Origin of the sequence: Mycolicibacterium psychrotolerans, from assembly GCF_010729305.1 — a bacterium.
GTDB lineage: Bacteria > Actinomycetota > Actinomycetes > Mycobacteriales > Mycobacteriaceae > Mycobacterium > Mycobacterium psychrotolerans.
This window is the reverse complement of record NZ_AP022574.1, coordinates 1,291,074-1,308,875: the sequence shown is the minus strand read 5'-3', so window position 1 is coordinate 1,308,875 and position 17,802 is coordinate 1,291,074. Positions and strand designations below refer to the sequence as shown.

Annotated in this window: 14 protein-coding genes; 9 read left to right on the top strand and 5 right to left on the bottom strand. The window is 64.9% G+C overall.

What is annotated here, in order from left to right:
• Positions 1 to 3 precede the first annotated feature (3 nt).
• From G6N45_RS06445 to G6N45_RS06430, 4 genes are read left to right on the top strand one after another with little or no spacing between them, the layout of a single operon-like run.
• Complete coding sequence (locus tag G6N45_RS06445; RefSeq protein ID WP_163720949.1) at positions 4 to 609, top strand: WXG100 family type VII secretion target; 606 nt, start codon at positions 4 to 6, stop codon at positions 607 to 609.
• Complete coding sequence (locus tag G6N45_RS06440; RefSeq protein WP_163720947.1) at positions 606 to 896, top strand: WXG100 family type VII secretion target; 291 nt, start codon at positions 606 to 608, stop codon at positions 894 to 896. The genes G6N45_RS06445 and G6N45_RS06440 overlap by 4 nt, the downstream gene beginning before the upstream one ends.
• Before the next feature lie 18 nt (positions 897 to 914).
• On the top strand, positions 915 to 3,233 hold the full coding sequence (locus G6N45_RS06435; protein WP_163720946.1) for a WXG100-like domain-containing protein: 2,319 nt from the start codon (positions 915 to 917) through the stop codon (positions 3,231 to 3,233).
• 3 nt (positions 3,234 to 3,236) lie between these two features.
• Positions 3,237 to 3,683, top strand: a complete 447-nt coding sequence (locus tag G6N45_RS06430) for a hypothetical protein (RefSeq protein ID WP_163720944.1) — start codon at positions 3,237 to 3,239, stop codon at positions 3,681 to 3,683.
• Positions 3,684 to 3,790: 107 nt separating this feature from the next.
• On the opposite strand, the gene G6N45_RS06425 is transcribed toward G6N45_RS06430, so the two are convergent.
• The 4 genes from G6N45_RS06425 to G6N45_RS06410 are packed head-to-tail and all read right to left on the bottom strand — an operon-like array spanning position 3,791 to position 8,521.
• On the bottom strand, positions 3,791 to 4,810 hold the full coding sequence (locus tag G6N45_RS06425; RefSeq protein ID WP_163720942.1) for a tetratricopeptide repeat protein: 1,020 nt from the start codon (positions 4,808 to 4,810) through the stop codon (positions 3,791 to 3,793).
• A gap of 46 nt (positions 4,811 to 4,856) precedes the next feature.
• A complete protein-coding gene (ctaD, locus tag G6N45_RS06420; RefSeq protein WP_163720940.1) occupies positions 4,857 to 6,602 on the bottom strand; it encodes an aa3-type cytochrome oxidase subunit I in 1,746 nt (581 codons plus the stop codon).
• Between the two features lie 55 nt (positions 6,603 to 6,657).
• Positions 6,658 to 7,638, bottom strand: a complete 981-nt coding sequence (locus G6N45_RS06415) for a Brp/Blh family beta-carotene 15,15'-dioxygenase (protein ID WP_163720938.1) — start codon at positions 7,636 to 7,638, stop codon at positions 6,658 to 6,660.
• A 4-nt stretch (positions 7,639 to 7,642) separates the two neighbouring features.
• Positions 7,643 to 8,521, bottom strand: a complete 879-nt coding sequence (locus tag G6N45_RS06410; RefSeq protein WP_163720936.1) for a bacteriorhodopsin-like — start codon at positions 8,519 to 8,521, stop codon at positions 7,643 to 7,645.
• A 167-nt stretch (positions 8,522 to 8,688) separates the two neighbouring features.
• Between G6N45_RS06410 and G6N45_RS06405 the strand changes: the two genes are divergently transcribed.
• The 5 genes from G6N45_RS06405 (at position 8,689) to G6N45_RS06385 (ending at position 17,285) form a co-directional block, all read left to right on the top strand.
• The gene (locus G6N45_RS06405) at positions 8,689 to 9,288 is read left to right on the top strand and encodes a TetR/AcrR family transcriptional regulator (RefSeq protein ID WP_163720934.1); all 600 of its coding nucleotides are present in this window, start codon (positions 8,689 to 8,691) and stop codon (positions 9,286 to 9,288) included.
• Between the two features lie 213 nt (positions 9,289 to 9,501).
• On the top strand, positions 9,502 to 9,711 hold the full coding sequence (locus tag G6N45_RS06400; protein ID WP_163720932.1) for a hypothetical protein: 210 nt from the start codon (positions 9,502 to 9,504) through the stop codon (positions 9,709 to 9,711).
• 9 nt (positions 9,712 to 9,720) lie between these two features.
• Complete coding sequence (locus G6N45_RS06395; protein ID WP_163720930.1) at positions 9,721 to 10,242, top strand: hypothetical protein; 522 nt, start codon at positions 9,721 to 9,723, stop codon at positions 10,240 to 10,242.
• A 110-nt stretch (positions 10,243 to 10,352) separates the two neighbouring features.
• Positions 10,353 to 11,459, top strand: a complete 1,107-nt coding sequence (locus G6N45_RS06390) for a Fic family protein (protein ID WP_163720928.1) — start codon at positions 10,353 to 10,355, stop codon at positions 11,457 to 11,459.
• A 942-nt stretch (positions 11,460 to 12,401) separates the two neighbouring features.
• Complete coding sequence (locus G6N45_RS06385) at positions 12,402 to 17,285, top strand: DEAD/DEAH box helicase (protein ID WP_163720926.1); 4,884 nt, start codon at positions 12,402 to 12,404, stop codon at positions 17,283 to 17,285.
• A 149-nt stretch (positions 17,286 to 17,434) separates the two neighbouring features.
• On the opposite strand, the gene G6N45_RS06380 is transcribed toward G6N45_RS06385, so the two are convergent.
• A complete protein-coding gene (locus tag G6N45_RS06380) occupies positions 17,435 to 17,680 on the bottom strand; it encodes a hypothetical protein (RefSeq protein WP_163720924.1) in 246 nt (81 codons plus the stop codon).
• Positions 17,681 to 17,802: the final 122 nt, after the last annotated feature.

Genomic DNA, 17,802 nt, shown 5'->3' with positions numbered 1-17,802 from the left:
CGCGTGGGGCGTTCGGTCGAGGTGGTGGTGTCGGAATTGCAGGCGGCGGCGGATCGCCTGCGTGATGCCGGACAGCGGCTGCAGGACGGGCTTTCCGGGGTGGACCTCGAGACGCGCCAGCTGCTGGGCTCCGGCTGGAAGGGCGATGCAGCGTCGGCGTACGGCCCGGCGTGGGATCAGTGGCACACCGGTGCGGGTCAGGTGATCCGCGGCCTGCAGACGATGGCCGACCTGCTGAACCTCGCGGGCAAGGAGTACGCCAAGACCGATGAGCGGTCCGGCGAGGCGCTGAACGCGACGATGCAGGGCGGGGGCGGCCCGAGCGGTGGAAGTGCGCAGGGCGCAGGCAGTGTGAGCACCGGGAGTGCCGGGGTACCGGCGCCCGTCGCCGACCTCGCGCAGCAGATGAACCTCGACCGGCTGTCGTCGGCGGGCCAGTCGGCGGGTTCGGTGCCCGGTCAGTTCGGCGGCTTTGTCCAGCAGGCCACCCAGATGGCCGGCGAAGTGGCCGGGCAGGTGACCCAGATGGTCGAAGGCGCGATCCAGAGCGGTCAGGAACCACCCGCTCCGGAGCCGGCCGATCGTGAACCGGAAGCCAGGGACCGATGACGGCATTCGTGGTGGATTTCGCTCAGTTGCGTGCGGCGATCACCCACATGGAGGACTTCGGCCGCGAGGTCACCGAGATCCTCGCCGACATCGAGCACACGATGGCGGCCCTGCGCGGGTCCTGGCAGGGCGACGGATCGGATGCGCAGGCACAGGCCCAGCAGCAGTGGGACGACGGCGCCGAGCAGATGAAGGAGGCGCTGTCGGCGCTGCAGAAGGTCGCCGATGCGGCGCACAAGAACTACACCGACGCGGTCGCCAAGAACGGGCAGATGTGGCAGACGTGACCGCTGGGGGTGCTGCTGGTGCGCATCGAGGTTGATCCGGACGCGCTGATCGCCGCGGGACGGCAGACCGGCGCACTGGGCGGCCAGCTGGCGCGGCTGTCGGATGCGTTGGGCGCGGCGCTGGGCGGCGGCATCTCCTCGGGTATGGATCCGGCCGGGCTGAACTTCGGCATGAAGTACGGCCATCAGGCCGGCGCTTTCACCTCCGCGGTCGCAGATGCGGCGAACGCCTTCACGTCGGTGGGAACGCTGTTGGAGGCCAGCGGCTTCAACTACCGCAACGCCGACGCCGCGTCGACGATCGGGGGGCCCGGTCCGGCGGGAGGTCTCGGCGCTGACCCCGGTAAGGCGCTACCCGCGCACGTGCCGCCCGGACCCAACGGCGTCACCGTTCCCCCGCCGTCGAAGTGGTACATGATCCAGCCGCTGTTGCAGGTGGTGCCGGGGCTCGGCCAGGTCGCGGGAATCGCGATGACGTGGCCGTCGGGCAACGCCGCGATGATGGGGGTGACCGCGACCCAGTGGCGCAACTTCGCCACCGGATTCGCGTTGATCGAGCCGCAACTGACCGGCATCAAGGCCGCCGTCGCCGCCCAGCAGATCCCCGAGGGCGCGGCCATGACGACCGCACTGGACAGCCTGGGCACGGCGATCTCCTCACTGGCGGATGTGAGTTCCTCGGTGGCGCAGTCGATCTCGGATTTCGCGTCCGGTGTGCAGGGGACCCAGGACGCCATCCGGCGGCTGTTGGACCGGCTGTCGCTGGACGGTCTGTGGGACACGGTGACCGGCTTCCTCACCGGCGAGGGCGACGACATCCTGCGCGAGGTGGCCCGCGATGTCGGCACCGTGCTGCACAACTTTCAGCAGCAGGTGAAGGGCATCGTCGGACTGCTCGACGAACTGACCGGGCTGATCGGTGACGCGGCGACGGCGTTCCAGAAGTGGATCCGCCCGATCCTGGTGGAGCAGTTCGGCGACGGGGCGGGCAACGCGCTGGCCAATGCGGTCACGCTCTACACCGACGTCCAGGTGGGTGCCGTCACCGGGCTGATCGGCACCGTGTCCGGGGTGGTGGCGATGGCCGACCCGGACACCTGGAAGGGCATGGCCGAGATGGCCCTGTCGGTGGCCAAGGACCCGTCGACGCTGCCCGGGGTGCTGGAGAACATGGGCAAGGAGTTCGTGGCGTGGGACAAGTGGTCAGGCGACCATCCCGGCCGCGCCGCCGGAGAGGCCGCGTTCAACATCGGGTCACTGTTCGTGCCCGGCGGCGCGCTGTCGAAGACCGGCAGCGTCGCCAAGGGCTTGAACCTCAGCCGGCGGGTGCTGGAGGAGGGCCGGCTCCCCGGTGTCCGTGAGCTCGGCAGCTGGACCCGCGGCACGCCCAATCCGATTGAGACGCCGCGGGTTCCAGAGTTCACGCCGGCCGCGCCGGGCGGTGTGCCACCGGTCAGGCCGGAGGGTGTGCCACCTGTGGGGCCGGGACAGTCGACGGGTGCAGGTGGGCCGTCTGGTACCGGCCCGGCACGTACGGGCGAGCCACCCGCCGCCGCTGGGCGACCGCCCGGTTCCGGCGCGGAAGGCGGGGCCGGCCCGCGGGCGCCTGTCGAGCAGGCGGGACGGGGCGGATCAGGCGCGGAAGCGGCTCCTCGATCGGGGGCGACTGCGGCTTCGCCGAGCCCGGCACCCGAGTCGGGCGAGAACTCGTCTGCACACCCCAGTGGCGGCCATGGCTCCGAGCGAACACAAGATCGCATCGCTCACACCCATGGTGAGTCCGCTGACCGACACGACGAAATTCCGCCCGCTGCTCACGACTCGCCGCCACTGGAAGTGGATTCAGAGCGTGCCTCTCACATCGCCCACCAGCTCAACGAGGCTTACCTGCATGGTTCATCCACTCATGATCTGGCGCGGCAGCTGTCCGATTTCTCGACTCACCATGTTCACGACGAAGGACATCTTCCGGGCAACGTAGACCGCGTCGTGCTGGGAAAGTGGGACGGTCAGGACGGCGGGTACATCGGCGAGGCACGCGCCAACGGCGGCATCTACTACGACACCGGACAGGAACCGTGGGACAGTTTGACCGTCGGTTTGAGTCACGAGCAAGTGTCAGATCTCGGCTGGCAGGTCAATGAGGAATTCCTTCGCACGCAGATGGAGAACGGCGTGTCACGCATCGAATACATCCTCGACAGTCAGTACGCATCACTTGAGGAAGTGATGATCAAGCGTCAAGGATCTTTCTCGGCTATGGAAATCGAGTTCTTGACCGAGAACGCACCACAGTACGGCTACCGCCGGTCGGGAAACACCTGGGTGAAGGGCTGAGGCATGGTGGACGAGGCGCAGGAGAAGACGGATTTCGAAGCGAACGTGCAGACCATCGTTGGTCCTGCACTCGCCCGCCATGGCTTCACCTTGGACGAAATCAAGGCGACAGACGAGGGCGGACGCACGGGCGTGGCAGTGTTCTACCGCAACCCGGCGTGCAAGCTACAGGTGTACTGGTCGGCACGCGAACGCGAAATCAACTGCATGATGGCCCCACTCGATGCCCCCAACGAGCATGGCCTTTACGACACGTCGAGGAGCTGGCACTACCTGAACGATTTCGTGCCTGTCCCGGACATCCCACTCGAGGAGCTGGTCAAGCAGCTTCGGGCTGAGCGTTCGAATTTCGATAGCGAGACCAAATGGTTAGCGTGGATTGCGATGAGGATAGACCGCTTCTACGAATCCGCATTGGCGGGAATTCGGCAGCTGAACGCTTCCGAATAGTCGGCCGCAGTCCTCCGTCGGGCAAGGCCGTCGAGAACCGCGGCTGTCCTACGACCACCTTTTCCGAGTGTGAAGGCCGCCGGAGGTGGGCCTCAGCCGACTGAGCCCTAGGCCCCCGTCACCCAACCGAGCACCGTCAGCCCGAACACCCCGAACAGCAGCAGCGTGCCCGCCACATCGGACACCGGGTTGGAACCCGCTACCGCCGTCACCGCCCCCAGCACCACAGCGACCGCGACGAAAGCCATCCGCACCGCCGACAGAAGCCGTTGGCGCAGAACCGAAGACAGCGTCGGCTCCGGCACCGTACGGACCACCCAGACCAGCGGGACCATCAGTGCAGCACTCAACACCCCTGCCGCGACCCTCGGGATGACCGTCGGCAGCGCGTCATCGTGCGCAGCCATCACCACGATCAGCGCGACCGCCAGGAATACCACCGACGCCGTCGCCATCCGCAGGACCTTGGTCACCGCAACGCCGATGTTGTCGATCACCAATTGCCCCAACGCCGTTTCGAGACGGGCCGCCGCCAGCAGTCCGCGCACCGCCTGCGTCAACGTTCCCAAGCGCAGCCTGCTGACCGCCAGATTGTGCGTCGCCAGAGCATGATTCGGCGAGAGTCGCAGCGCCTCGGCGTACTGTGCCTCCGCAGCCGCCGCACCCCACGTCGACCGGTAGATGTCGCCACGCAGCACCAGAGCGTCCGCATTCGCCGGATCCAGCCGCAGCGCCTCGTTGACCACCGCCAGCGCCTTGGCCTCCTGGCCGGACTCGCGTAACAGGCCGGCGTAGGTGTACTGCGCCAACGCTGACTGCGGGTGCTCGCTGACGGTCCGCCATGCCATCGACAGTGCATCGGCGGCCCGGCCCTGCCCGTTCAGCGCGAGCGTGTAGAGCCGCATCGCGTGTTCGTTCGACGGCTCCACGCCCAGCGCCGCCCACGCGGCCGACGCGGCGCCCGCATGATCTTTCAGGCCGAGGCTCGCCTGCGCGAATTGCACCAGCAGGACGGTGTTGTACGGATCTTCGGCCAGCGCAGCGCGCAACACATGCGCCGCTTGCGGATAGTCCTCGCGATGCAGGCATGCCGCCGCGACGTCGCTGGCTCCCCCGGTGTCGGACATCACCGGAAATGCTATCCGGGCCTCAGCCCGGCACGATGCACCAGTTTCAGGTGCGAACGTCCGCCACGTCGAGGCGGGTCACGTCCCCGTCGTCGTCCGGGCCGTGGGCGCGTCCGGCGTGCGCCTCAGCACGCATCCGCTCCACCATGTGCGGGTAGTGCAGCTCGAATGCCGGCCGCTCCGAACGGATCCGGGGCAGCTCGGTGAAGTTGTGCCGCGGCGGCGGGCAGGACGTCGCCCACTCCAGGGAGTTGCCGTAACCCCACGGATCGTCGACCATCACCGGCTCGCCGTAACGCCAGCTCTTGAAGATGTTCCAGACGAACGGCAGCATCGACAGACCGAGGATGAACGAGCCGATCGTCGACACGATGTTCAGCGTGGTGAACCCGTCGGTCGGCAGGTAGTCGGCGTAGCGACGCGGCATGCCCTCATTGCCGAGCCAGTGCTGCACCAGGAACGTGGTGTGGAACCCGATGAGCGTCAGCCAGAAGTGCACCTTGCCCAGCCGCTCATCGAGCAGCCGGCCCGTCATCTTCGGGAACCAGAAGTAGATGCCCGCATAGGTCGCGAACACGATCGTGCCGAACAGCACGTAGTGGAAGTGGGCCACCACGAAGTACGAGTCCGTGACGTGGAAGTCCAGCGGCGGGCTGGCCAGGATGACCCCCGAAAGCCCGCCGAGCAGGAACGTCACGATGAACCCGACGGCGAACAGCATCGGGGTCTCGAAGGTCAACTGCCCCTTCCACATCGTGCCGATCCAGTTGAAGAACTTGATGCCCGTCGGGACGGCGATCAGGAACGTCATGAACGAGAAGAAGGGGAGGAGAACAGCTCCCGTCGCGAACATATGGTGCGCCCACACACCCATCGACAGCGCCGCGATGGCCAGCGTCGCGTAGATCAGCGTGGTGTAGCCGAAGATCGGCTTGCGGCTGAAGACCGGGAAGATCTCGCTGACGATGCCGAAGAACGGCAGCGCGATGATGTACACCTCCGGATGCCCGAAGAACCAGAACAGGTGCTGCCACAGGATTGCGCCACCGTTGGCCGGGTCGTACACGTGCGCGCCGAGGTGCCGGTCGGCCGCCAGGCCGAACAGCGCCGCGGTCAGCAGCGGGAACACCATCAGCACCAGGATCGAGGTCACCAGGATGTTCCAGGTGAAGATCGGCATGCGGAACATCGTCATACCCGGCGCGCGCATGCACACCACCGTCGTCACCATGTTGACCGCGCCGAGAATGGTGCCCAGACCACCCACCCCGAGCCCGAAGATCCACAGATCGCCGCCGACACCGGGCGAGTGGATCGCGTCGGTGAGCGGCGAGTATGCCGTCCACCCGAAGTCCGCGGCACCGCCGGGGGTGATGAATCCGGCCAGCGCGATCAGGGCCCCGAACAGGAACAGCCAGAACGACAGGGCGTTCAGCCGCGGGAACGCCACGTCGGGCGCACCGATCTGCAGCGGCAGCACCAGGTTCGCGAAGCCGAACACGATCGGCGTCGCGTAGAACAGCAGCATCGCGGTGCCGTGCATCGTGAACAGCTGGTTGTACTGCTCGTTGGACAGGAACTGCAGCCCCGGGATCGCGAGCTCGGTGCGGATGAACAGCGCCATCAGTCCGCCGACCATGAAGAAAAAGAAGCACGCGACGCAGTACATGATCCCGATCAGCTTGTGATCGGTGGTCGTGACCAGCTTGTAGATCAGGTTGCCCTTGGGCCCCAGCCGGGGAGGGAACGGCCTGCGCGGGACCAGTGCTTCCGGCTTCTCGACGATCGCCACGTGCGCAGTCAACAACGCCGCGGGCACGGCCAAGTAGGGCCGAAAGTCAGCAGTTCTAGGCCGGCGAGCCGCTCGGGACCGGTTCGCGCTCGACCTCGGAGGATCGGTCCAGCCACAGCACGACCACCATGTGCGGGACGGTGAGGGCGAGCAGTACGCGCAGCGCCTCGCCCACGGCCGCTGTCGGCTCCGGCGACGCGAGGGTGATCCAGCCCAGAGCGCCGATTGCGGTGAGCACCGCCAGCGACGGCAACGCGGCCAGTCGGGCCAGCCGGTGCACCGCCGCGCGGCGGTGACCGGCCACGAGCATCGCCGCGCACCCGGGTTCGACGGTCAGCAGCCGCGCGGAGTGACGCAGCGCGTGCCAGCCCCCGAACCACACCGCGAAGGCGACCAGCGGAGGCGCGAGGAAGCCAAGCGCGCCGATCAGCGCGATGTCGAGCGCGACCACACCACGACCGTCCCGCAACGCTGCGACGATCGCGAGCCCGGCGCAGACCAGCCACCCCACCGTCACGCCGATCTGCAGCGGCGCCGCCGCGAGCAGGCGCGCCAGACCCGGTGAGACGGCGGACGCGACCGCCGAGAACTGCTCGCCGGAACGGGCCAGTGGCAGTGCCAGAGCCCCGCAGCCGGCCACGACAGTCGCGGCAGCGGTCAGCCGACCGGGCCGCCAGCCCGTCAGCCGGCGGCTCACCTCGAGTTCGCCGAGCCCGAAGTGCACCGCGCTGAGCGTGACCACCGCGACGAGCGCCGCCGGGCCGGCCCACCGCAGCAGCACCCACGCCACCGCGGCCACCGCCGCATACACCGCGACCACGGCGGTCATCGAGCGCCCTCGCGCCAGGCGGGTCGCCATCAGATGGTCGACCGCTCCATGGGGCACTCCCGCGATCAACCCGAGGCCGACGATCACCAGCGCGAGCGACGGCGACAGGGCGGGCACCCCGAACAGGTGCCCGCCCGTCGCCAGCACGGTGCCGACCGTCAGCCACCGCGACCAGACCGCGGACGTCGACAGCGCGCTGCGTGACATCGGCCTAGGCCGTGGTCGCCGTGGTGTCCTTCCGGCCGACCCCGACCGTCACGGGAGCCGAACCGTTGCCCGCCACCACGACTCCGTCGTGGCCCTCGTTCTCCCGCCCGGCGAACTCGGCGTCGTCGGCGAAGGACTTGAGCCGCGCGATCTTGTAGATCAACAGGCCGTAGAGCACCTTGGCCAGGATGTCGGCGATCGAGTAACCGCCCTGTTTGGCCACCCACGCCGCCGCACCGTCGATGCCGAGCAGCGGGATGATGTAGGCGATCGGGTACACACCCCAGGTGGCCAGCAGCAGGATGCGCATCCGGCTGACGGTGGCGCGCACCGCGGCCGGCTGACGGTCCAGCGAGCGGGTGAGCTCGACGAACAGCACGTAGAGGATGTACAGGAACGGCAGCGTGGAGAGCAGCCCGAAGACGTTGCGGGTCAGGTTGTCCCCGCTGATCTCGCCGGGGTAGCCGAGCGCGATCATCAGAGCCGACGCCGGGATCAGGCGGTAGAGCAGCGAGTTACGCAACTTGCGGGCCAGCGCCAGCACCACGATGAGCTCGGCGAGCAGAAGCGGCACCGTCAGCAGCCAGTCGACGTATCGGTACCCCTCGTTGAACGATTCGCCGGCGGCCTGGACGTAGGTTCCTCGTCCGCCCTGCGCGTCGGTCACGAAGGCGCCCTTGAACGATTCGAAGATGCGGAAGTAGTGATAGGCCGCGATGCCGCAGACGATTCCGGACATCACCAGCGCCTGACGGTAGCGCGGGAGCACACGCGGCTGGACGGCGAACAGGAAGATCGCGCCGAACAGTTGAGCCGCGATCACCAGGGACAGCAGGTTGTAGACCGTGTCGAATTGGGCCTGGGTCAGTTCTTCAGGAATCATCTCTCACCTTTGAGTGGATGAAGCGGATGGGGCAGATCTGAAGGTACGGTATTGGACGATTAGTCCACTAGTGTTTATTTATGACGTTTTTGGACAGTCTGTCCGTAAGTTAACTTTGTTGACAGCACAGCGCGAAGTCGAGCGACAGGTGGAGGTGAACTGCTCGCATGGCAGCCGGCACCGGCAGGAAGTCCGCGGCAGGTGAAGACTCCCGCGTCATCCGCACCCGCGCCGACGTCGCGCGGACCGCGCTCGACGTCCTGGTCACCGAGGGGTCCGACGCGCTGACCCATGCCCGGGTCGCGGAAGTGGCCGGCTACTCGAAGACGACGCTCTACAGCCACTGGCCGTCCCGGTTCGACCTGCTCAAGGCGGCACTGGACGCCATCGGTGAGCTCCCCCACCAGGAGCCCACCGACGATCTGCGCGCCGACCTGATCGGGGAACTGACGATGTTCCGTCAGGCGGTGGTCGATCGGCACCTCGACCGCGTGCTCTCGGCGATGGCGCAGTGGGCGTCTGTGGAGACGATGGCCGAGATCCGTGACGCCCTGAACACCGAGGCGCAGCGCCCGATCCGCGGCATGCTGGAGACGGCGTTCGACGGCGCCCGCCTGGAGGCGGCGATCTCGATGCTGGCCGGGGTGGTGGCGTGCCCGTCGCTGATGTTCGGCGCCGTGCCGGACGATGACGTCATCGAGGCCGCGGTGGACATCGTGCTCGACGGGAGAAAGACGAAGCGCGCCCGAAGGGATTCGAACCCCTAACCTTCTGACGCATACTTCTGAGTGAGGCCGTCCGTCAAGGTGTCCCGCCGTCCGTGTGACCTGCGGTGACGTTCGGGTGATGTGCCCTTGCGTCCGCTAGAATTCACTACGGTTCATGTGCGTTTATGACAGGAAAGTGGAGACTGTCGGAGTGGGTCTGTACGTTCGCGCGCAGAGCGCCGAAGTCTGAGGCGCAAGACCAAGGATGGCGACATGACTGATTCGAAGCAGGCGGCGGCCGAGGCCGCCCAAGCCGCCCTTGAGGTCCAGCGGATTCTCGAGCTCTTCTCGCCGAATGCCTCAAACGTCCGGATTAAGACGGTCAACCAGAACCCACGCGAGATCCAGATCATCGACTACCGAGCAGAGCTGTCCGACGGGTCGAGCGTGTACGCCCCGCACATCACCATTCGACTGGGTTAAGGGGCTCTGATGGCCGCCGCGGACGGTGCCGCTGTTGCCAGCGCCGTCATAGCGTTCCTGTCGATGGTCGGCGCCGGCGCGGGCTGGCTCCTTGCCCGCAAGGAGAAAGACGCCGCGGCCGAACATGAGCGCCGCGCTGTTGAAGCAGCGGAATCCGCGGCCAGCGCGGAGAAGCGATCGGCCGATGCGGCTGAGCGATCGGCCGCGGCCGTGGAGGCCCAGGAGCGTCGTGCCGCCGAGCAGGAGGACGCTGCAGAGGCAGACCCTTGGATCTTCCAGCCCATACCGGGCGATCCCGACGTCTACCTATTCAACAGGTCTCGGTCGCCAAAATACGGAGTGACAGCGGCCGGCTTCAAAGTGCACAACTCGTCACAGAAGTGGCAAGTGATCGGGCCCGGCAAGCGCGTCGAGCTCGGCGTTCTGCGCGTCATGCATCCCGACGACGAAGTGGTCATCACCTGGCACCAGCGTGAGGACCGCAGCGATACTCCGCGTTCGGCAACCGAAGTGATTCCGTCACGAACCTAGGCGACGCGCCAGTGAGATTCACATGCAAAGCCGATTCGCATAACCTCAAAACATGTAAAAAAGCGATCTGATTCTTTACATGTTGCCTTGCTTCTGGCATCTTGGAAGCGGTGAGCGCCTGGAAACCGGATAAGCCGTTCAACGATCTGCCGCGCCCTCCCGGCGTCGATACTCTCGAGACACGCGCTGTACTGAAGGCTGCCATTGGCGCCAACACCGCGCTTGCCCAGCTTGACCAAGCAGTCGTCTCCATCCCGAACCCAACGGTGCTGATCAATTCCATCCCGATCCTCGAGGCGCAGGCCAGCTCGGAGATCGAGAACATCGTCACCACCACAGATGACCTCTTTCGCCACCTTGACGATGAAACACATGCCGACCCCGCAACGAGAGAAACGCTTCGATACCGCACAGCCCTTCGCGCTGGTTTCGAACACACGCTGGAGCGGGGCCTCACTACCACCACCGCGGCAGCCGTCTGCAGCATCATCAAGGGCCGCGAGATGAAAGTACGCGCACTGCCCGGCACTCGAATCGCGCGCCCTGGTAGCGGCGAAGTCATCTACAGCCCGCCCGAAGGGCGCGATGCAATCGAGAAGAAGCTGAGCGACTGGGAACGCTTCATACACGAGCAGGATGGACTGGACCCACTGATCAGGATGGCCGTCGCGCACTACCAATTTGAGGCAATCCACCCATTCACAGATGGGAATGGGCGCACAGGCCGAATCGTCAACGTGCTGATGCTTGTCGAAGCCGGGTTGCTCCGCCTCCCGGTGCTGTACTTGTCTCGCTACATCATCGACACGAAGAACGACTACTACCGCCTCCTGCTCGCGGTCACCGCTGACCAGTCCTGGGAAGAGTGGGTGATCTACATCCTCACGGGCATCGAGGTCACCTCGAGGTACACCCTGCGCAAGGTCGCCGCGATTCGCCAGCTCCAGGACGACTTCTATCAGCGTGCAAGAGCGGCCTCCAGGGGCGGCGCTGACGCTGAATTTCAGTCAGTGCTTTTCGAGCAACCGTACTGTCGCATTACCACCGTGATGAAGCGGTGCGGCGTATCGCGACCCACGGCGACGTCGTGGCTGAACTCTCTCGCCGAAAACGGGCTACTCGAATCTGTGAAGATTGGGCGAGATCGGTTGTACATCAACCGAGAATTTCTCCAGCTTCTCGTTCGACAGGAACCGCTGACTGGAGCGGATTCCTGATGAAAAGAAACTTTCGATACCTCGAAAACATGATAAAAAACATGGCTAAATCGACAGCATGACAGTGATCTAGATCACTTTCGTACATTAGTGCGTCGGTAGGGCGTGACTGGCCCGGCGCAGGTATCACTCGGGCGGTCTTGGGCGGGCCGGCCCTCCAGGTCCCACGATGCAGCCGCGGAGCGGCAGGTTCCCTGCACCCTCGGTGTGTAGAACTACGGGCATGACCACTGAATGCGATCACCGACAGATTTTCAACGCCACATGGCGGTGCACTGAGTGCAGCGAGAAGATGGTCGTCCGGCGCGACAGTCCGCAGCGGATCGTTTCGGGCTCTTCGCCGCATGCGCCGAGTGTGTTGGCAGGGTTCGAGGTGATCTACGACTGCTCACGCTGCGCTTCCGTGGACTCTTTCGGTTGCGGCCGTACCCATCGGGGCGAGTACCTCAATGCTGCTGGCAAGTCTCGGCGAGACTAGAGCAGCGGCCGGCCGTCCAACGTCCGCACGCTGATTCTCTCGCGAGCCCAAGCGCATATCGATACGCTTCGCGTCCATGGGGGACGCGGGGGCCGATGATGCCCCGACAGGGATAGCTCCGACCGAGCTCGGTGAAGCGATCGACGAGACCGAGGCGCATACCGCGTGGTCGCTCGACGATACTCGGGATGAGCCGCAGCGGCGGTCGCGGTGGATCGTGGCCTGCGCGATGGCGGCCGCCGCCGTGGCCGTGGCCATCTCCGCGTCGTCTAGTCGGCGCGTCGCGGCGGTCCCACTCAGCGACCGCAACGGCTACGCTCGCCGATCGCTCGCGCTCGTGAACTTGTGGATGTGCGAGATAGCGGCGGCTGTCTTTTGCGGCGAGTGCCGATTTTGCTCCTCTGCGCAATTGGCTTAACCGATTCAAGCCAGACGGCAAATCCGTGGCCCTTAGTCTCGATGTCGTGGGGACGTTCAGTGATCTCAGGGGGAAGTTCGACCCCGACGATGATCGACGGCGGGGAAAGCAGTTCGAGTACGTCTGCAAGTGGTTCCTAGAGAACGACCCGACCTATCAGCCGCTGCTGCGGCGGGTGTGGCTGTGGGACGACTGGCCGGGCCGAAAGGGCATAGACGCCGGCATCGACCTTGTCGCTGAGGACATCGACGGAAAGTTATGGGCGATCCAGGCCAAGGCGTACGCGCCGTCGCACAGCATCAGCAAGCGTGACGTGGACAAGTTCATCGCCGAGTCCAGCCGGTCGAAGTTCACGCACCGGTTGCTTATCGCCACAACCGACAAGCGCCATCACATTGCCACACGCCTGATGGATGACCTCGGAATCCCCTTCATCGGTCTAACTCAGCTGCTCGATGCTGACGACTATCTCGACTGGCCCAGCACCCCGGCTGCACTGCGGCCTTCGAAGCCGCCGAACCCGAAAACCCCTCGGGAATACCAAAAGACCGCCATCAACGATGTGGTGAAAGGCTTCACGACTGCCGACCGTGGGCAGATGATCATGGCCTGCGGTACCGGCAAGACGCTGACAGCCTGGTTCATCACGGAGAAGCTCGCCGCCGAACGCACCCTCGTGCTGGTTCCGTCGCTGTCGCTGCTCAAGCAGACGATGCGGGAGTGGCAGACTGCCAACCCAAAGAAGCCGTTTGCCACCTTGCCGGTGTGCAGCGACGAGACCGTCGGCAGCCTCGGGGAGGATGCGGCGGTGTCGCACACCAGCGATCTGGGCGTGCCGGTCACCACTGATCCAGAAATGATCGCCGAGTTCCTGCGGAAGCGGTCGGGCCCGCGAGTGGTGTTCTCCACATATCAGTCTTCCCCGCAGATCGCCGCAGCGTTCAACGTCGGGCGGGTGCCGCAGTTCGACCTAGTGATCGCCGACGAGGCACACCGGGTGGCTGGGAAGGTGTCCTCCGACTTCGGCACGGTGCTGGATGCGTCGGCGATTAGGGGCAAGCGGCGGCTGTTCATGACCGCCACGCCGCGCTACTTCACCGGGCGGATACTAAGCGCGGCCACGGGCGCCGACTACGAGATCGCATCGATGGACGACCCCATCCGCTTCGGGGAGGTTTTCCATCGGCTCAGCTTCGCCGAGGCCATCCGACGCAATCTGTTGACTGACTATCAGGTCGCGGTCATTGGCGTAGACGACGCCACCTACCTCGACTGGGCGGAGCGCGGCACGCTAGTAACCCTGGACGGCAAGAGAATTACTGACGCCCGATCACTGGCCGGGCAAATCGGACTTGGGAAGGCGATGAGGAAGTTCAACCTTCGCCGAACGATCAGCTTCCACGGCCGAGTCAAGACCGCCAGGGACTTCGCGTCGTCGATGCCAACGGTGTTGGCCTGGATGCCTCCCCGGCAACGACCCAAGGGCTGGCTGTGGTCGGCGTACGCCTCCGGCGAGATGTCGGCGGGCGAACGCGCCGTGCTCATCCAGCACCTCAAGAGGCTCGATGATGGGGAACGCGGTCTGCTCGCCAATGCCCGCTGCCTGGCCGAAGGGGTCGATGTGCCCGCGCTCGACGGTGTCGCGTTCATCGACCCACGCCGCTCCGAGGTGGACATCGTGCAAGCTGTCGGGCGCGCGATCCGCAAGTCAGACAACAAGAAAGTCGGTACCGTCGTCATTCCGGTGTTCATCGACGCAGACGCGGACCCCGAGGTCGCACTCGACTCCTCGGTGTTCAAGCCGGTCTGGGATGTCATCAAGGCGCTGCGGGCGCACGACACCGAGCTCGGCGAGGAGCTGGACGTCCTGCGCCGGGAGATGGGCCGCAAGGGCGGCAAGCCGCGCCTGCCCAATAAGATCTATATCGATGTGCCGGCCACGGTGGACAAGAGCTTCGCCAACGCCTTAGAGGCCCGCCTGGTCGAACAAACCACCAACCCCTGGGAGTTCTGGTGCGGGCTGTTGGAGCAGTTCACCAAAGAGCACGGGCATGCGCGTGTACCGCGGGGATATTCCTCCGCCAGTTACAAACTCGATAACTGGGTCACCAATCAGCGCGCGTTCAGACGCCGAGGAGTTCTCTCCGAGGAACGTCAGCGGCGGCTGGAGCAGCTTCCGGGGTGGGTGTGGGATCCTCACGACGGACAGTGGGAAAAGAAATTCATAAGCCTGCAAGAGTTCTTAGCATCCAATGGGCATGCCCGAGTGCCGCGGTCGAACGATCAACTTGGCGCGTGGGTCCAAGCCCAGCGGCAGAAGTTCGCCAAGGGAACGCTTGAAAGCGATCGACAGCGGCGACTGGAATCCCTCGCCGGCTGGACGTGGGATCCCCATGACTTTAAGTGGGAGTCGGGGTTTGCACTCCTCGTGGATTACGTCCGGGTCCATGGGAATTCCCGAGTACCGCGCTCCTTCAGTGTTGCTGGTTTCAATTTGGGCGCGTGGGTTTCGACGCAGCGTCAGAAGTTCGACAAGGGATCCCTTGCCGACGACAGACGACGGCGGCTGGAGGCCATCGCCGGCTGGAGTTGGGATCCTTTCCTGGAGCAATGGGAGGGGGGATTCGCCCATCTGGCTGACTACGTCCGCGTCCACGGGAACGCACGAGTTCCAAGCGGCGGAAGTTTTCAAGGATTCGAGCTCGGCCAATGGGTGAGCAGACAACGTGCCGCGCAGAGTAAGGGCGAGCTGAGTACCGATCGCATCGCGCGGCTGGAAAGCCTGTCCGGTTGGGCCTGGAACGAAATCGCGGCGCGTTGGGAGGAAGGGTTCAATCATCTCCTTGCCTACGTGGCCGAACGTGGAACCTCGCGAGTGCCCTTCGGCTACCGAAGTCCTGATGGAATGCGTCTCGGTCAGTGGATCAACATGCAACGAAACGCCTATGCCGCAGGCACCTTGGCTGATGACCGGCGCGAACGGCTGGAGCACCTCACCGGGTGGACCTGGAACGCACGACTCCAATTGTGGGAAGACGGGTACGCAGCACTGTGTCGCTACGTCCAGCAGACGGGGTCGGCATCGGTGCCCTACGACGGCGTCTTCGAGGGCTTCACGCTTGGGAAGTGGGTGACTACGCAGCGGCGCGCCTATACCGCAGGCAAGCTTTCGAAAGAGAGACAGGAACGGCTGCTACGGCTACCCGGGTGGGTGTGGGACGCCATAGACGAGCAGTGGGAGGCCGGGTTTATCCACCTTCTCAAGTGGGTGGAGAGCACCGGCAGTAGTGCGAAGCTGCCGCGGAACTATTTGGACGCCACCGACGGTTATGGTCTCGGGAACTGGGTAGCCGTCCAACGTCAATTCTTCAAGAGGGGCAAACTCGATCCCGCTCGCCGAAAACGCCTTGAGTCAGTTCCGGATTGGTCTTGGGACCCGAAGTCAGACGCCTGGGACCTGAAGTTCGATGTCTTGGCGCAGTACGTTGCGAAACACGGTGACTCGCGGGTGCCGCCGGATTGCGACTTCCAAGGTGTCCGGCTGGACATGTGGTGCAGAAGCCAACGCGCGGCCTGCGCCAGAGGAAGCCTCAGCGAGTCTCGCCGCCGCCGGCTGGATGAGCTTCCGGGGTGGGTGTGGGACGCCTTTGATGCTCAGTGGGAGAGTGCTTTTGAATCACTACTCGCCTTCGTGGAGCGTGAGGGCACATCGCTGGTTCCGCAGTCGCACCGGGAGGACGGATTTTCTCTCGGCGGCTGGGTGACCCAGCAGAGGAGTCAACGTGCGAAGGGTGAGTTGAGAGCAGAGCGTCAGGGACGACTCGAAGAGCTACCCGGGTGGTCCTGGGATCCCAAGGTGGATTACTGGGAAGCTGCGTTCGCGCGCCTATGTACCTATCAGCGTGAGCACGGGACGCCAGCGGTTCCAAGAGGCTTGATCTACGAAGGGTTCAAACTTGGAGACTGGGTAGAGCGGCAACGTTCTGCCTACAGCAAGGCAAAGCTCGATGCTGATCGCGTGCACCGACTTGAGGCGGTGAGTGGCTGGAGGTGGAGTCCCAAGGAAGAGCAATGGGATCGTGGATTCGCCGCCTTGCTCGATTACGTGGCTGAGCATGGTGATGCGCTTGTCCCTGCGGCCTACGTTGTAGATGGCTTCAGACTAGGCGGCTGGGTGAATACCCAGCGCCTGGCGCACTTCGAGGGCACCATGACCCCCTCACGTCGCGAGCGACTTGAGAACGTATCCGGATGGTCTTGGGACGCTCGGGCTGAAAATTGGGAGAGAGCCTTCGGACTCGTCGAGGACTATGTCAGGGAGCACGGGAACGCTCGTGTCCCACATAGCCATCGTGTCAAGGGTATCGCCCTGGGCGCGTGGGTGGTAACGCAGCGGATGCAGCGAAAGAAGGGCACGCTTCCCGCCAAGCGGCAACAACGGTTGAGTTCGCTTCCCGGATGGATTTGGGATTATGCACAAGGACAGTGGGACGATGCCCTAGCCGCGCTAAAGCATTACGTTGATGCCCATGGCACCACCAGCGTTCCCCAAGGTTTCACGTTCGATGGAATACCGCTCGGTAACTGGGTTGTGCGCCAACGCAGGGAGTACGCCAAGGGCACGCTGGACCCCGACCGGCAACGCACACTGGAGCAACTGCCGACCTGGAGTTGGGACCCATACGGCGACGAGTGGGATCGACGTTTCGACCTACTCAAGCACTATGTCGCGGAACACGGCGATGCACGTGTGCCGGCCCCCTACAAAACGACGGGCGGGTTACCTCTCGGCTCTTGGGTCCGGGACCAGCGGGACAACTACCGCAAAGGAACTCTCAAAGCCGACCGCGCGAGGAAGCTCATGACGCTGCCGCATTGGACCTGGGATGCCCCGCCAAAGGGTCCACGCCGAGGGCGCGCGGTGGGGTGACCCCCGAAGCCCTACGCTGTGCCACCGTTGCCGCATTCCGCACACAACAGTCCGTTGGGTGCGTGCGTTGCGTGCGTGACCTTCTCGTAGATACGGGCTGACCTCAGGAACGCCCAGACCCCCTTTCCCTGGGTGAACACACAGATGCCTCAGCCCGTGGACTTGCTGAAGCGCGCGGCATCGAACGCAACCACCTTGCCAACCTCATCCGACTTGGGTACGGACGCGCGCAGCCGAACTATCTCAGCCTTCGCACGCTCGAGCTGAGAGTTCAGGTTTGATCGGAGTTGCGGCAATTCCTCGAATGCCTCTGCGAGGAGCCGGTACCGAATCTCAGCCTCTGCAAGCTCGTCATCGGCGACCATCGCCTCGTTCAGGGTTGTGTATTCGGCCATTCGGGCCACCTTTCGGACGTAGGGGGGTAGGGGGTGGCACACACGTTCGCCTGTCGCCGTGAGGGGCCGGCGCTGGCCAGCGCCGGCCTCAGTCCCCCTGGGCATACGTGCAGGTCAGAGGG

Excerpts from the sequence above, each read along its gene's own strand:
- G6N45_RS06440 (WP_163720947.1), top strand. The coding sequence starts at position 606 with ATGACGGCATTCGTGGTGGATTTCGCTCAGTTGCGTGCGGCGATCACC.
- G6N45_RS06430 (WP_163720944.1), top strand. The coding sequence starts at position 3,237 with ATGGTGGACGAGGCGCAGGAGAAGACGGATTTCGAAGCGAACGTGCAG.
- G6N45_RS06425 (WP_163720942.1), bottom strand. The coding sequence starts at position 4,810 with ATGTCCGACACCGGGGGAGCCAGCGACGTCGCGGCGGCATGCCTGCAT.
- G6N45_RS06415 (WP_163720938.1), bottom strand. The coding sequence starts at position 7,638 with ATGTCACGCAGCGCGCTGTCGACGTCCGCGGTCTGGTCGCGGTGGCTG.
- G6N45_RS06410 (WP_163720936.1), bottom strand. The coding sequence starts at position 8,521 with ATGATTCCTGAAGAACTGACCCAGGCCCAATTCGACACGGTCTACAAC.
- G6N45_RS06405 (WP_163720934.1), top strand. The coding sequence starts at position 8,689 with ATGGCAGCCGGCACCGGCAGGAAGTCCGCGGCAGGTGAAGACTCCCGC.
- G6N45_RS06400 (WP_163720932.1), top strand. The coding sequence starts at position 9,502 with ATGACTGATTCGAAGCAGGCGGCGGCCGAGGCCGCCCAAGCCGCCCTT.
- G6N45_RS06395 (WP_163720930.1), top strand. The coding sequence starts at position 9,721 with ATGGCCGCCGCGGACGGTGCCGCTGTTGCCAGCGCCGTCATAGCGTTC.
- G6N45_RS06380 (WP_163720924.1), bottom strand. The coding sequence starts at position 17,680 with ATGGCCGAATACACAACCCTGAACGAGGCGATGGTCGCCGATGACGAG.